10 protein-coding genes are annotated in these 14,215 nt (G+C 55.1%); 7 read left to right on the forward strand and 3 right to left on the reverse strand.

Annotation, left to right across the window (positions count from 1 at the left end; translation table 11 throughout):
* Positions 1 to 7 precede the first annotated feature (7 nt).
* Positions 8 to 3,151, reverse strand: a complete 3,144-nt coding sequence (sbcC, locus tag ACQ0PY_RS05870; protein WP_109739936.1) for an exonuclease subunit SbcC — start codon at positions 3,149 to 3,151, stop codon at positions 8 to 10.
* A complete protein-coding gene (gene sbcD, locus ACQ0PY_RS05875) occupies positions 3,148 to 4,350 on the reverse strand; it encodes an exonuclease subunit SbcD (protein WP_090048877.1) in 1,203 nt (400 codons plus the stop codon). Before sbcD ends, sbcC begins: the two co-directional genes overlap by 4 nt.
* A gap of 196 nt (positions 4,351 to 4,546) precedes the next feature.
* Between sbcD and phoB the strand changes: the two genes are divergently transcribed.
* From phoB to malZ, 5 genes are all read left to right on the forward strand, one after another.
* The gene (phoB, locus tag ACQ0PY_RS05880; RefSeq protein WP_043001622.1) at positions 4,547 to 5,236 is read left to right on the forward strand and encodes a phosphate response regulator transcription factor PhoB; all 690 of its coding nucleotides are present in this window, start codon (positions 4,547 to 4,549) and stop codon (positions 5,234 to 5,236) included.
* A gap of 41 nt (positions 5,237 to 5,277) precedes the next feature.
* Entirely contained in the window at positions 5,278 to 6,573 is a 1,296-nt protein-coding gene (gene phoR, locus ACQ0PY_RS05885; RefSeq protein ID WP_109739937.1) for a phosphate regulon sensor histidine kinase PhoR, read from the forward strand.
* Between the two features lie 406 nt (positions 6,574 to 6,979).
* A complete protein-coding gene (brnQ, locus tag ACQ0PY_RS05890) occupies positions 6,980 to 8,299 on the forward strand; it encodes a branched-chain amino acid transporter carrier protein BrnQ (protein ID WP_044259012.1) in 1,320 nt (439 codons plus the stop codon).
* A gap of 77 nt (positions 8,300 to 8,376) precedes the next feature.
* Positions 8,377 to 9,750, forward strand: a complete 1,374-nt coding sequence (gene proY / locus ACQ0PY_RS05895; protein ID WP_043001619.1) for a proline-specific permease ProY — start codon at positions 8,377 to 8,379, stop codon at positions 9,748 to 9,750.
* Positions 9,751 to 9,887: 137 nt separating this feature from the next.
* Entirely contained in the window at positions 9,888 to 11,705 is a 1,818-nt protein-coding gene (malZ, locus tag ACQ0PY_RS05900; protein ID WP_109739938.1) for a maltodextrin glucosidase, read from the forward strand.
* On the opposite strand, the gene ACQ0PY_RS05905 is transcribed toward malZ, so the two are convergent.
* The gene (locus ACQ0PY_RS05905) at positions 11,699 to 12,601 is read right to left on the reverse strand and encodes a LysR family transcriptional regulator (RefSeq protein WP_044259007.1); all 903 of its coding nucleotides are present in this window, start codon (positions 12,599 to 12,601) and stop codon (positions 11,699 to 11,701) included. The genes malZ and ACQ0PY_RS05905 overlap by 7 nt on opposite strands.
* Before the next feature lie 269 nt (positions 12,602 to 12,870).
* Between ACQ0PY_RS05905 and ACQ0PY_RS05910 the strand changes: the two genes are divergently transcribed.
* Positions 12,871 to 13,512, forward strand: coding sequence for a hydrolase (locus ACQ0PY_RS05910; protein ID WP_043001616.1), 642 nt, complete (start codon positions 12,871 to 12,873; stop codon positions 13,510 to 13,512).
* A 139-nt stretch (positions 13,513 to 13,651) separates the two neighbouring features.
* On the forward strand, positions 13,652 to 14,197 hold the full coding sequence (locus tag ACQ0PY_RS05915; RefSeq protein ID WP_043001615.1) for an antibiotic biosynthesis monooxygenase: 546 nt from the start codon (positions 13,652 to 13,654) through the stop codon (positions 14,195 to 14,197).
* Positions 14,198 to 14,215: the final 18 nt, after the last annotated feature.

Below are 14,215 nucleotides of genomic sequence, written 5' to 3' on the forward strand. Positions count from 1 at the left end.
GTACCTGTTATTCTACGGCAAACATTCTGTCGAGTTTGCTGTAGCCTAGTCCGTTGATTTTCTTCACCTTGATCTGCACCGGAATCCGTTCTTTCATCGCTTCTACATGGCTAATCACGCCAATGGTTTTGCCGCTGGCGTTGAGCGCATCCAGCGCATCAAGGGCGGTATCCAGCGTTTCACTGTCGAGCGTGCCGAAGCCTTCATCAAGGAACAGCGAGTCAATGCGCGTTTTGTGGCTGACCAGATCGGAGAGCGCCAGCGCCAGCGCGAGACTGACCAGGAAACTTTCGCCACCGGAAAGGGTACGGGTATCGCGTACGGCGTCGGCCTGCCAGGTATCGACCACCTCCAGTTCCAGCGCTTCACTGGCTTTACGTTGCAGTAAATAGCGACCATGCAGGCGGGTCAACTGGTTGTTCGCCAGCCAGACCAGGTTATCCAGCGTCAGCCCCTGGGCGAATTTGCGGAATTTATCCCCCTCTTTAGAGCCGATTAGCGCATTCAGGTAGCCCCAGTCCTCAACCTGTTGCATCGCGTTGTCGATTTTTTGCATCAACGTCTGCTGCTGCTGGCGATTGTCGCTGTCCTGTTTTAGCTGTTGGCGTATTTCGCCCTGACGCGTAGCGTTATCGCGTACCCGATCGTTAAGCTGCGCCACGGTTTGCTGAATATGCTCAATCGACAGCGTGGGATCCAGACCCGCTGGCGGCTGTTGCTGATGTGCCGCCAGCGCTTGCGCCGATTGTGTGGCGAGCGTCTGTGCCTGCTGAACCTGGTTTTCCAGCGACTGTTTTAGCTGTTCCAGACGCGTGACCGCCTCGTCATCCAGCAGCGCGGCAAGAAATGCCGCCTGATCGGCAAATATACTGTGCGACAGCGCGGCATCGAACTGCGCCTGCGCATCGGCAGCGCGCTGAGTTTCCTGTTTCTCCTGCTGCTGTAATGTCTGCAATTGACTGCGCAGCGACACGCATTCGTCATGAACCTGACGCCAGTTTTCCAGCGTCACGCTTGCATCATCTTCAGCGTCGGTATCAACGGCGGGCAGCGTTTCGAGTAGCGGGGTGAGCTGCGCGATGCGCGCCTGTATCGCCGTCAACTCCGTCTGCCGCTGTTGCCATGTTTGTGCCTCTGCCGCGCGCGCATCTAACCATGCCTCCTCGCGGCCTTCCTCAGGAAGTGACAACGTATAGCGGCTTAACTGTGCTGCCAGCGTCGCCTGGCGCTGGTCGATTTGCTGGCGGAACTGCGCCACCTGCTGTGCATGGGCGGTAATTTGCGCCTGTAGGTCATGGCGCTGGCTCAACTGGTAGAGTTGCTGCTCGTGTTCGTCCTGCGCCGTCAGCCAGGGCTGAATATCCTCCTGCGGCTGTAACGTGAGGTTCAGTGCACCGATCGTCGTTTGCCACTGTTGAGTGAGCGCTTGCTCTTCTTTAGCCAGCGTCTGCGCTTCGCTTTCGTCACGCTGTAGCTGCTGGTTGACTGCCTCGGACTGTCCACGCAGGGTGGCGCCTTCGTCGGCCAGCATTTTGACTTCTTTTTCCAGCGCATCGCGTCGCGCCTGATTAACACCAGGTTCGAGTGCCTGATATGCCGCGACAGCAGGATGGGTGGTGGAACCGCAAAGCGGGCAGGGCTGGCCGGACTGCAACTGCGCACGCTGGCTTTCCAGATCTTTGATCCGCGCCTCTTGCTCACAGAGTGTTTTAACATCCTGATACTGCTGATATTTATCTTTATACTGCTGGCGCTTTGCCTCCAGCAGGGTATTGAGTCGGGCCAGTTCCTGTTTGTTATGCGTTATCGTCGCCTGAAGCTGACTCAAACGCGTCAGTCGGGGAACAATCTGACCATGGAGCGAAAGCAGTTGCTGGCGCAGAGGACGCTGTTGCGCATGTTGCACTAGCGCCGCTGCGACTTCCTCTGCCGTCAGATTGAGCGTCACTGGCGGCAGCGATTCCAGCTTACGGCTATCGTTGACCTGCTGTTGCTGCCATTTTGCCAGCTGAACGTTATCGCTGGCCTGCTGAGCAAAAAGGGCGCGCCATCCTCCTGACTCGTTGCTCCATAGGCGAAAGCGATCGTGTTCGTTTAGCCACTCGCTCAGCGTCTGTTGCGTAGCGAGCAGGGCGGTGGACTGTTGCTCTGCCTGGCGTCGGATGTGGTTGCGCAGCGTAAATCTACTCTGTAAGCGAGTATTTACTTCGTTAATCTGCTGGCGAGTGCGGGAAACGGTAGCGGATTGTTCCTGGATGCGCTCCCACAATGGTCGCAACGCTCTGGCAGGCTGTGCGAGGCTGAGCGTTGCCAGCTGTGGCTGGGCGTTTTCCAGCGCTTCCTGGGCAACCTGCAGCATCTGCTGACGCTGGTTCGCGTCGGTCTGCAGTTCGTGCTGTCGCGTCAGCCAGTTCAACTGCTGCTGTCCAGTCTGCTGCTGGGCGACCAGCTGTTTTTCTTCGTCAGTGAGTGCCTGCAAACTTTCTGTCAGCGTCTGCAACGCCTCGGGGGCTAACAGCGCGACGCCGTTGGCTTGCGCCTGTAATTTTTCCAGTTCGGTGCGTGCGGTTTTGTGCTGTTCAAACACCTGTGCAGAGATCTGGCCGTAAATTTCCGTGCCGGTCAGCTCTTCCAGCAGTTCCGCACGCTCTTTCGGCTTCGCGTTGAGGAAGGCGGCGAACTGCCCCTGCGAGAGCAGCATCGAACGGGTAAATCGACCATAATCCAGACCGGTCAGTTCCGCCGTCATCTCCAGTTTGTCTTTCACTTTGTCGGCAAGGATTTTCCCGTCGGCACAGCGCGCCAGTTCAACGCGCGGAACCTGTAAATTACCGTCGGGCTGGTTGCGCGCCCGGTTCTGGCTCCAGAACGCACGATACGCTTCGCCTTTGACTTCAAACTCCACTTCCGCCAGACATTCCGCCGTATCGCGGGTCATCAGATCGTTCTGCGATTGCGACACGGTATTCAGGCGTGGCGTCTCGTGGTACAGCGCCAGGCAAATCGCGTCGAGCAGAGTGGTTTTACCCGCCCCCGTAGGCCCAGTAATGGCAAACAGGCCATTGCTGGCAAAGGGCTCCACCGTGAAATCGACCTTCCATTCCCCTTTCAGCGAATTGAGGTTTTTCAGGCGCAGACTGAGAATCTTCATGCCTCATGCTCCCCGGACAGTGTCTGTAGTGTGCGGTGAAAAAGTGCTGTCAGGCGTTCGCACTGCGGCGGCTCAAGTTCTTCCAGCGCCAGACGGCGAGTAAATACCTCATCCACGCTCAGCTCGCTCAGCGTTTCCCGGCGTTCGTTACACAACATGCGTTCGCGCTGCTCCCGACTGCGTCGGACTAACAGTACCTCAACGGGCAGCGTTTCCGTCAGCGTCTGAATTTTCCGCTGCATATCATGCAGGTATTCATCGGTGGTGATTTCGATATCCAGCCAGACCGGGGGGGCCGGAGGGCTGTCACGCCACTGCTCCAGCTGTTCGGTAATGGCGGCGAAATCGCCTTTTAATATTGCCAGCGGTTGCGTAACCGGAACGATGAGTTCCTCAACGCCGGCTAACGCGCCGTCCTGGAAGTCCACCCGATGCACGTATTTGCTTTTGCCGCATTCGTCAAAGCTCAGCGCGATGGGCGAGCCGCAGTAGCGGATGTGCTCCGTACCGCCAATTTTCTGCGCCCGGTGGATGTGGCCCAGCGCGATATAATCGGCAGGCGGGAAGTTCTGCGCCGGGAAAGCATCCAGCGTACCAATATAAATGTCACGCACAGCGTCACTTTTGCTGGCGCCAACGGTGGTCAGGTGGCCGGTGGCGATAATCGGCAGGGCGAGATCGCCACGTAACGCGCAGGCGGCCTCGTATTGCTGCTGATAATAGTCGGTGATGGCACCCAGCAGATGCTGCTGTTTTTCCTGACCGGAGAGTCCCGCCTGACTGCTGACAATGTCGCGCGGGCGTAAAAACGGCACCGGGCACAGCACCGCGCCGGGCTGACCGTCGCGACGATGCAGGAGCTGCGGCGCGTGACCGGCGCTGGCCACCACCGTGGTATTGAGAAACGCCAGAATCTCACGGGATTCATTCAGCGTGGCGACGGAATCATGGTTTCCCGCTAATACCACCAGATGACAGCCCGTTTGCTGTAGGTTGACCACAAAACGGTTATAGAGCTCGCGGGCATAGCTTGGTGGTGAGCCGGTATCGAAAATATCGCCTGCCACGATGATCGCGTCCACCTGCTGCTCAACCGCCGTTTCCAGCAGCCAGTCAAGAAAAGCCTGATGTTCAGCGGCACGGCTTTTACTGTAGAAATTTTGTCCCAGATGCCAGTCAGAGGTGTGAAGGATGCGCATAACGGTTCCATGGCAAAAAAGCATAAAGGGGATTATAACCATTCGGGAGCTGTAATATCTCGTTTCTCGGGTGTCATAAATCAACAACCTAAGGTTAACGTCAGCATACATTTTCATAAATCTGTCATAAAACTGACGCATAATGGCGCCGCATTAAGACAGATGATGATAAGCAACTTATATAACAGGGCAAATCATGGCGAGACGTATTCTGGTCGTAGAAGATGAAGCTCCAATTCGCGAAATGGTCTGTTTCGTGCTTGAGCAAAATGGCTTTCAACCCGTTGAAGCTGAAGATTATGACAGTGCGGTGAACCAGCTTAATGAACCCTGGCCGGATTTGATCCTCCTTGACTGGATGTTGCCCGGCGGTTCTGGTCTACAGTTTATTAAACACCTCAAGCGTGAAGCGATGACCCGGGATATTCCGGTCATGATGTTGACCGCCAGAGGGGAAGAAGAGGATCGCGTACGCGGCCTGGAAACCGGTGCGGATGATTACATTACCAAACCGTTCTCACCGAAAGAGCTGGTTGCCCGTATCAAAGCGGTGATGCGTAGGATCTCGCCGATGGCGGTGGAAGAGGTCATTGAGATGCAGGGGTTAAGCCTGGATCCCACATCGCACCGCGTGATGACCGGCGACAACCCACTCGACATGGGGCCGACAGAATTTAAACTCCTGCATTTCTTTATGACGCATCCCGAGCGGGTTTACAGCCGTGAACAACTGCTGAATCACGTCTGGGGCACCAATGTCTACGTTGAGGATCGCACGGTTGATGTGCATATTCGCCGTCTGCGTAAGGCGCTGGAAGCCAGCGGCCACGATCGGATGGTGCAGACGGTTCGCGGGACAGGGTATCGTTTTTCGACCCGTTTCTGAAAGGCAAGAACAAGAGCCTGGCTCTGAAGGGAGAGTGACCCGTGCTGGAACGGCTGTCATGGAAAAGGTTGGTGCTGGAACTGATACTTTGCTGTATCCCGGCCTTCATCCTAAGTGCATTTTTTGGTTACCTGCCGTGGTTTTTACTGGCATCGGTAACAGGACTGCTTATCTGGCATTTCTGGAATTTATTACGTCTCTCATGGTGGCTGTGGGTCGACAGAAGCATGACGCCGCCGCCGGGACGAGGCAGTTGGGAACCGCTGCTGTACGGTTTGCATCAGATGCAACTGCGCAATAAAAAGCGTCGTCGCGAGCTGGGCAATCTGATTAAACGCTTTCGCAGCGGGGCGGAGTCGCTGCCCGATGCGGTGGTATTGACCACCGAAGAGGGGGGGATCTTCTGGTGTAACGGTCTGGCGCAACAGGTGCTGGGCTTACGCTGGCCGGACGATAGCGGACAGAACATCCTTAACCTGCTGCGCTACCCGGAGTTTACGCAGTACCTCAAGCAGCGGGACTTCAGTCGACCGCTGAATCTGGTGCTTAATACTGGGCGACATCTGGAAATTCGCGTTATGCCGTATACCGATAAGCAACTGCTTATGGTGGCGCGCGACATGACCCAGATGCACCAGCTCGAAGGCGCAAGACGTAATTTCTTCGCCAACGTGAGCCACGAGCTGCGTACCCCGCTTACGGTGTTGCAGGGCTATCTTGAAATGATGCACGAGCAGACGCTGGAAGGGGCAACGCGCGAAAAAGCGCTGTTAACGATGCGCGACCAGACCTCGCGCATGGAAGGACTGGTAAAACAGTTGCTCACGCTGTCGAAAATTGAAGCCGCACCGACGCTTTTGCTCAATGAACAGGTCGATGTGCCGATGATATTGCGCATGGTCGAACGCGAGGCGCAGACGCTCAGTCAGCAGAAGCACACTTTTAGCTTTGAGGTGGATAACCAGCTGAAAGTGCTGGGGAATGAAGAACAACTGCGTAGCGCGATGTCCAACCTGGTGTATAACGCGGTGAACCATACGCCAGCGGGAACCCATATCACCGTCCGCTGGCAGACGGTACCGTACGGCGCGGAGTTTAGCGTGGAGGATAACGGACCGGGCATTGCGCCGGAACATATCCCGCGGTTAACGGAGCGATTTTATCGCGTTGATAAAGCGCGTTCGCGGCAAACGGGCGGCAGTGGACTGGGGCTGGCTATCGTCAAACACGCGGTGAATCATCATGAAAGTCGCCTGATGATCGACAGTCAACTGGGTAAAGGGACGCGCTTTAGTTTTGTGCTGCCGGAACGATTAATTGCCAAAAAAAGTGCTTAAAGTGCAATCGTAAGGTTTTCTTTCCATAAGCCAGCCAATGCTGGCTTATTTTCTTTGCGGCTAAGATAAGTCTGCTGAATTTATCAACGTCTGGTTGTTTTTTGTTCGCATGATAAGCCATGACTTTTTCTGTAGTATGGTGTTTTACACTGGTATGAGATTTGATATCACTATAATCTTCCGGTTTTTGGATCCCTCCTTGCTTTAAAACGTTATAAGCGTTTAAATTGCGCCCCAGATGCTGTCAGACTGACTGTATTCAGGCGGTAAATCGAAAAACTATTCTCTGCTTTCCAGGTTATGGGAGATATCCCTCTGGAATAGCTTAAAAAAACCGCTGTTTCTTCCCGCTGGGAAAGACACTACGTTAATTTAATCAACACCACATCCACAGGCCGTAAGCTTTATGACCCATCAGTTAAAATCGCGCGATATTATTGCGCTGGGCTTTATGACTTTTGCGCTGTTCGTCGGCGCAGGGAACATCATCTTTCCTCCAATGGTTGGTTTGCAGGCAGGCGAAAACGTCTGGATGGCGGCATTCGGTTTTCTGATCACCGCTGTTGGGCTACCGGTGCTGACCGTTATCGCGCTGGCGAAAGTCGGTGGTGGTGTTGATAGTCTGAGTACCCCTATCGGTAAAGTCGCTGGCGTTTTGTTGGCGACTGTCTGCTATCTGGCCGTCGGGCCGTTATTCGCCACGCCGCGCACCGCGACGGTCTCTTTTGAAGTGGGGATCGCCCCGCTGACCGGCGATTCGGCCATGCCGCTGCTTATCTACAGCGTGGTCTATTTTTCCATTGTCATTCTGGTCTCGCTCTATCCGGGCAAACTGCTGGATACCGTGGGTAACTTCCTGGCGCCGCTGAAGATTCTGGCGCTGATTGTGCTCTCCGTTGCGGCCATCATCTGGCCTGCCGGTCCGATCAGCCATGCGATGGAAGCGTACCAGACCGCCGCGTTCTCCAATGGTTTCGTTAATGGCTACCTGACGATGGACACGCTGGGCGCGATGGTCTTTGGTATCGTTATTGTTAACGCCGCGCGTTCTCGCGGCGTAACCGAAGCGCGTTTGCTGACCCGTTACACCGTCTGGGCTGGCCTGATGGCGGGTGTCGGATTAACGCTGCTGTACCTGGCGCTGTTCCGTCTCGGATCTGACAGCGCTACGCTGGTCGATCAGTCGGCGAACGGCGCGGCGATCCTGCATGCCTATGTTCAGCACACCTTTGGCGGTGCGGGCAGCCTGCTGCTGGCGGCACTGATCTTTATCGCCTGTCTGGTAACGGCGGTCGGCCTGACCTGCGCTTGTGCGGAATTCTTCGCTCAGTATGTGCCGCTCTCCTACCGCACACTGGTGTTTATTCTTGGCGGCTTCTCAATGGTGGTGTCCAACCTGGGGCTCAGCCATCTGATTCAGATCTCTATTCCGGTGCTGACGGCGATCTACCCGCCGTGTATCGCACTGGTTGTATTAAGTTTTACCCGCTCATGGTGGCATAATTCGACCCGCGTCATTGCTCCGGCAATGTTTATCAGCCTGATTTTTGGTATCCTTGATGGTATTAAAGCATCGGCAATCGGCGACGTGTTACCAGCCTGGACCCAGCGCTTACCGCTGGCGGAACAAGGTCTGGCGTGGTTAATGCCCACTGTCGTGATGGTGGTCCTGGCGGTTGTCTGGGATCGCGCAGCAGGTCGACAGGTGACCTCCAGCGCACACTAAGATTGCGGAAAAGTGTTTTAACCACGGGGCTATTACTGGCCCCGTGGTTTTTTATTGTGTTGATGGGTTAGGAATCGATGGAAAGTAATAACAAGCTGAAGCGTGGGCTAAGCACCCGACACATTCGCTTTATGGCCCTGGGCTCAGCCATTGGCACTGGGCTGTTTTATGGCTCTGCGGATGCCATTAAAATGGCCGGGCCAAGCGTGCTGCTGGCCTACATTATTGGCGGGGTGGCGGCCTATATCATTATGCGTGCGTTGGGTGAAATGTCGGTACACAACCCTTCTGCCAGCTCCTTTTCGCGCTATGCGCAGGAAAACCTCGGCCCGCTCGCCGGTTACATTACCGGCTGGACCTACTGTTTTGAAATCCTGATTGTCGCCATTGCCGACGTGACCGCGTTCGGCATTTATATGGGCGTCTGGTTTCCGACGGTGCCGCACTGGATCTGGGTGCTCAGCGTGGTGCTGATCATCTGTGCCATCAACCTGATGAGCGTGAAAGTGTTTGGTGAACTGGAATTCTGGTTCTCCTTCTTTAAAGTCGCCACCATCATCATCATGATCGTGGCTGGTTTCGGTATCATCATCTGGGGGATTGGCAACGGTGGACAACCGACCGGGATCCATAACCTGTGGACCAACGGTGGCTTCTTCAGCAACGGCTGGCTGGGGATGGTGATGTCGTTGCAGATGGTGATGTTTGCCTACGGCGGTATTGAAATTATCGGTATCACTGCCGGCGAAGCGAAAGACCCGGAGAAATCCATTCCGCGCGCGATTAACTCGGTGCCGATGCGTATTCTGGTGTTCTACGTGGGGACGCTGTTTGTCATTATGTCTATCTACCCGTGGAACCAGGTGGGAACCGATGGCAGCCCGTTTGTGCTGACCTTCCAGCATCTCGGTATTACCTTTGCCGCCAGCATTCTTAACTTTGTGGTGCTGACGGCGTCACTGTCGGCGATCAACTCTGACGTCTTTGGCGTTGGTCGTATGCTGCACGGGATGGCGGAGCAGGGCAGTGCGCCAAAAGTGTTCGCCAAAACCTCGCGTCGGGGGATCCCGTGGGTCACGGTGATGGTGATGACTATCGCTCTGCTGTTTGCGGTGTATCTGAACTACATCATGCCGGAGAATGTTTTCCTGGTGATTGCGTCGCTGGCGACCTTCGCGACGGTCTGGGTGTGGATTATGATCCTGCTGTCGCAAATCGCGTTCCGTCGTCGTCTGCCGCCGGAAGAGGTGAAAGCGCTGAAGTTTAAAGTGCCGGGCGGCGTGGCAACAACCATTGTAGGCCTGATTTTCCTCGTCTTTATCATCGGACTGATTGGTTATCATCCCGACACCCGCATCTCGCTGTACGTGGGCTGTGGCTGGATTGTTCTGCTGATGATTGGCTGGATGTTCAAGCGTCGCCACGATCGCCAGATGGCGCAAGCGCAGTAAGATTGTACCGGGTGGCGTGAATGCCATCCGGTCATTTCTCCTCCCCCGAACTCCTCCCCCAATAAACCTTCAGATGATGAGTTATCCTGTAAATCGCTATGGCAAGGTGTGCTCATTTTCATCAAAGGGGATACGTGATGTTGAACGCCTGGCACCTACCGGTTGCCCCATTTGTTAAGCAAAACAAAGACCAACTGGCCATTACGCTCTGGCTGACGGGGGAGAACCTGCCGCAGCGCGTCACGCTGCGTGCGGAGAATGACAACGAAGAAATTGCGCTGGCGATGCATAAATTACGCACGCAGCCGTTCCCGGGCGTGACCGCCTGGCGTGCGGCGATTGATCTTCGCAGCGGGCAGCCGCGTCGGCGCTACAGCTTCAAACTGCTCTGGATCGATCGCCAGTTGTGGTTTACACCGCTTGGGTTCAGCCGTTTTCCGCCTGCTCGTCTGGAGCAATTTGCCGTAGATGCACCGGACAGCGGGCCGCAGTGGGTGGCCGATCAGGTTTTCTACCAAATCTTTCCTGACCGTTTTGCCCGCAGTTCGTCACGCGACGCAGAGCAGGATAAGGTTTATTACCATCACGCCGCCGGGCAGGAGATTGTGCTACGTGACTGGGATGAACCGGTGACTGCGCAGGCTGGCGGCTCCACGTTTTATGGCGGCGACCTCGACGGTATCAGCGAAAAGCTGCCGTACCTGAAAAAACTGGGCGTCACCGCGCTGTACCTGAACCCTGTGTTTACTGCGCCGAGCGTGCATAAGTACGACACCGAAGATTATCGTCATGTTGATCCGCAGTTTGGCGGCGATCAGGCGTTAATGCGTCTGCGGCAGAAAACGCAGCAGCAGGGAATGCGGCTGGTGCTGGACGGCGTGTTTAACCACAGCGGCGACTCTCATACATGGTTCGATCGTCATCAGCGCGGCTCCGGCGGCGCGTGCCATAACCCAGAATCGCCCTGGCGTGACTGGTACAGCTTTTCGCCAGACGGCGTTGCGCTGGACTGGCTGGGATACGCCAGTCTGCCGAAGCTGGATTATCAGTCCGAAAGTCTGGTCAACGAAATATATCGCGGCGAAGACAGCATCGTTCGTCACTGGCTGAAAGCGCCGTGGAACATGGACGGCTGGCGGCTCGATGTCGTGCATATGCTGGGTGAAGCGGGCGGAGCGCGTAACAACCTTAAGCATGTCGCCGGGATCGTTCAGGCGGCGAAGGAAACGCAGCCAGAAGCCTACGTCTTTGGCGAACACTTTGGTGACGCGCGACAGTGGCTGCAGGCGGATGCAGAAGATGCTGCGATGAACTATCGTGGCTTCACCTTTCCGCTGTGGGGGTTTCTTGCCAATACCGATATCTCTTACGATCCTCAGCAGATTGACGCGCAGACCTGCATGGCGTGGATGGAAAACTATCGCGCCGGGCTCTCTCATCAGCAGCAACTGAGGATGTTCAACCAGCTCGACAGTCATGATACCGCCCGTTTCAAGTCGCTACTGGGCAACGATGTCGCCCGCCTGCCGCTGGCGGTAGTCTGGCTGTTTAGCTGGCCCGGCGTGCCCTGTATCTATTATGGCGATGAGGTGGGACTGGATGGCGATAACGATCCGTTCTGCCGCAAGACGTTTCCCTGGCAGGCGGAAAAACAGGATGTCACATTGCTTGCCCTGTACCAGCGGATGGCGAAACTGAGGCATAGTATCCCGGCGTTACGCTACGGTGGGTGCCAGGTGGTTTATGCGGAAGACAACGTAGTGGTATTTTTGCGCGTCTACCAGCAGCAGCGTGTGCTGGTAGCCATTAACCGCGGAGAGGCGTGTGAGGTGGTGCTCCCGGCGTCACCGCTGCTGAACGTAACAGAATGGCGTTGTAAAGAAGGAAAAGGGCAGCTGGTTGAGGACGTCCTGTCGCTGCCGACGATTTCCGCCACCCTCTGGCTGAATCACTGATACAACTGCGCGATGTCGCGGCTGGCAAGCAGCGTTTCCCGCCACCACTGCTGCGCCAGCCCGTGGCTACCATCGCGCCATGCCATATAGGCGACATCTTTTTCGCGAAAAGAGATGACGCTTTTTTCGACCAGTTCGCCCGTGGCAAGCCACGGGCTGGCGATATGCCTCGGGAGAAAACCGCAGCCCATCCCGGCGCGCAGCAGCGCCACTTTACTGTGAAAATCGTCAACATGGATTTGCGGTTGTTCTTCCATCAGGTTGGTTTGCAGCGGATGGCAAAAACGCGCGCTGTCGCTGATGACAATGGCGCGGTGCAGGCAGAGTTGTTCATTCGTCAGTCTGTCAGAGAGTGCGGCCAGCGGATGATTGGGCGCCACCACAAAAACATTATCCAGAGTACCTAACATTTTGTAGGACCACGCGGCAGAGGTCGGTGGTTCGTTAATCGCGCCAAGAATGATATCCGCGCCATTATGCGTGAGCTCTTCCCATGACCCTGCCAGCGTGTGATACGAAAATTTAAGCAGCGTTTGTTTGTTCAGCGCGTGGAAGGCGTCGATGAGAGGTAACACCACCTCAAAGGGGAAGGAAACATCCAGCGCAATGACCAGCTCTTTTTCCCAACCGGAGCTCAGTTGCAGCGCCTGCTTTTCCAGATCTTTTGCCGCACTGAGCAGCAAACGCCCCTTTTCCAGCATCATCAGTCCGGTGTCGGTGAATTTGGCCCGATGCCCGGAGCGGTCAAGCAGCTCGATGTTCAGGTCTTTTTCCAGCTTCTGAATCATATAGCTGAGCGCCGCGGGCGTCTTAAACAACGATTCGGCAGCGGCGGCAAAAGTACCGTATTTGTCGATAGCGTCCAGGATAAGCAGAACGTCCAGATTAATGCGCATAGGCTGAATATATCCCTGAAAGTAAACCTCACTGTTGTACCGAATAGCGATAAACAAAACCAGTGAATAAATTAGACGGAAGATCCGCATTTTTTTGAAGGTGCCAGACTATATCGCCGGAAAAGGCTTATTTCATACGCTGGTAAGTTTTCTTTAATAAGTCGTTAGAAATTTCCAACTATACTAAACAGGCTTTCTGATTCAGGATTTGATGGCTGACGGCGGATACCAGACGTCAATTTCTAACTCATTGATTAAGGAAGTATATTATGTCTATTCGGGAACTGATTAATCCCTCTAACTCGACGCTCATTTTTATTGACCATCAGCCGCAAATGGCATTTGGGGTTGCGAATATTGATCGCCAGACGCTGAAAAATAATACCGTCGCACTGGCGAAAGCAGGCAAAATATTTAATGTGCCGGTCATTTATACTTCAGTCGAAACAAAAAGTTTTAGTGGTTACATCTGGCCTGAGTTACTGGCGGTGCATCCGGATGTGAAACCTATCGAACGTACTTCCATGAACTCCTGGGAAGACGCGGCCTTTGTGAAAGCCGTGGCGGCGACCGGGCGTAAAAAGCTGATTATCTCTGCGCTATGGACTGAAGTGTGCCTGACCTTCCCGGCACTGATGGCGCTGGAAGCCGGTTACGAAGTGTATGTGGTGACGGATACCTCCGGCGGTACCTCTGTTGATGCGCATGAGCGCGCGATTGATCGCATGGTGCAGGCCGGTGCCGTACCGGTGACCTGGCAGCAGGTTCTGCTGGAGTACCAGCGTGACTGGTCGCGCAAAGAGACCTATGACGCGGTGATGGATCTGGTTCGTGAACACAGCGGCGCTTACGGCATGGGCGTGGATTATGCCTACACGATGGTGCATGGCGCACCGGAACGTAAGGCCTGATTCTGAATTAAAAACCAGGAAAATCAATTCATTGATTCTCGGCTGATAACCACAAAGAAGGGAAAACCACCTTTTTCCTTCTTTGTCAGCAGTCTGATGGCGGGGTAACCCGCCATTAACCTTCAGCAAGGAACCCGACATGGCGCAGAATAAACCTGTGACGCTGGTGATTACGCATACTTTGCAGCCCAATCAGGCGGCGCGATATGAACAATGGCTGGGGAAAATTATGCCGGTTGCGGCGGAGTTTCCCGGACACCTTGGCGCGAACGTCATTCGCCCGACGGACGGGCACAATCTGTGGAGCATCATCATTCGTTTCGACACGCTCGAGCATCTCTATAACTGGACGCAATCAGATACGCGACGGCTCCTGGTCGAAGAGATCGCTCCGCTGTTGGCGGAAGGCGATAAAACCGAGATCCACACCGAAGCGGCATTCTGGTTTACGCCCCCCGCGCCACACGTCCGTCAACCGCTGCGCTGGAAGCAATTCCTGATTACTTTGCTGGTTATTTTTCCCAGCACTAATCTGGTGCCGTGGCTGACCGGCATGCTATTGCCGTCGCTGAAGGGAACGCTGTTACTGCATCTGATTAACGATGCCTGTGTGGTTGCGCTGGTGGTCTGGTTGTGGATGCCCATCGTAACCCGTCTGTTTGCCGGCTGGCTAAAAAAAGCCTGATCGGCTTATCAGGAGAAC

It is taken from the genome of Citrobacter sp. LST-B2 (assembly GCF_057983045.1).

Excerpts from the sequence above, each read along its gene's own strand:
- sbcC (WP_109739936.1), bottom strand. The coding sequence starts at position 3,151 with ATGAAGATTCTCAGTCTGCGCCTGAAAAACCTCAATTCGCTGAAAGGG.
- sbcD (WP_090048877.1), bottom strand. The coding sequence starts at position 4,350 with ATGCGCATCCTTCACACCTCTGACTGGCATCTGGGACAAAATTTCTAC.
- phoB (WP_043001622.1), top strand. The coding sequence starts at position 4,547 with ATGGCGAGACGTATTCTGGTCGTAGAAGATGAAGCTCCAATTCGCGAA.
- brnQ (WP_044259012.1), top strand. The coding sequence starts at position 6,980 with ATGACCCATCAGTTAAAATCGCGCGATATTATTGCGCTGGGCTTTATG.
- proY (WP_043001619.1), top strand. The coding sequence starts at position 8,377 with ATGGAAAGTAATAACAAGCTGAAGCGTGGGCTAAGCACCCGACACATT.
- malZ (WP_109739938.1), top strand. The coding sequence starts at position 9,888 with ATGTTGAACGCCTGGCACCTACCGGTTGCCCCATTTGTTAAGCAAAAC.
- ACQ0PY_RS05905 (WP_044259007.1), bottom strand. The coding sequence starts at position 12,601 with ATGCGCATTAATCTGGACGTTCTGCTTATCCTGGACGCTATCGACAAA.
- ACQ0PY_RS05910 (WP_043001616.1), top strand. The coding sequence starts at position 12,871 with ATGTCTATTCGGGAACTGATTAATCCCTCTAACTCGACGCTCATTTTT.
- ACQ0PY_RS05915 (WP_043001615.1), top strand. The coding sequence starts at position 13,652 with ATGGCGCAGAATAAACCTGTGACGCTGGTGATTACGCATACTTTGCAG.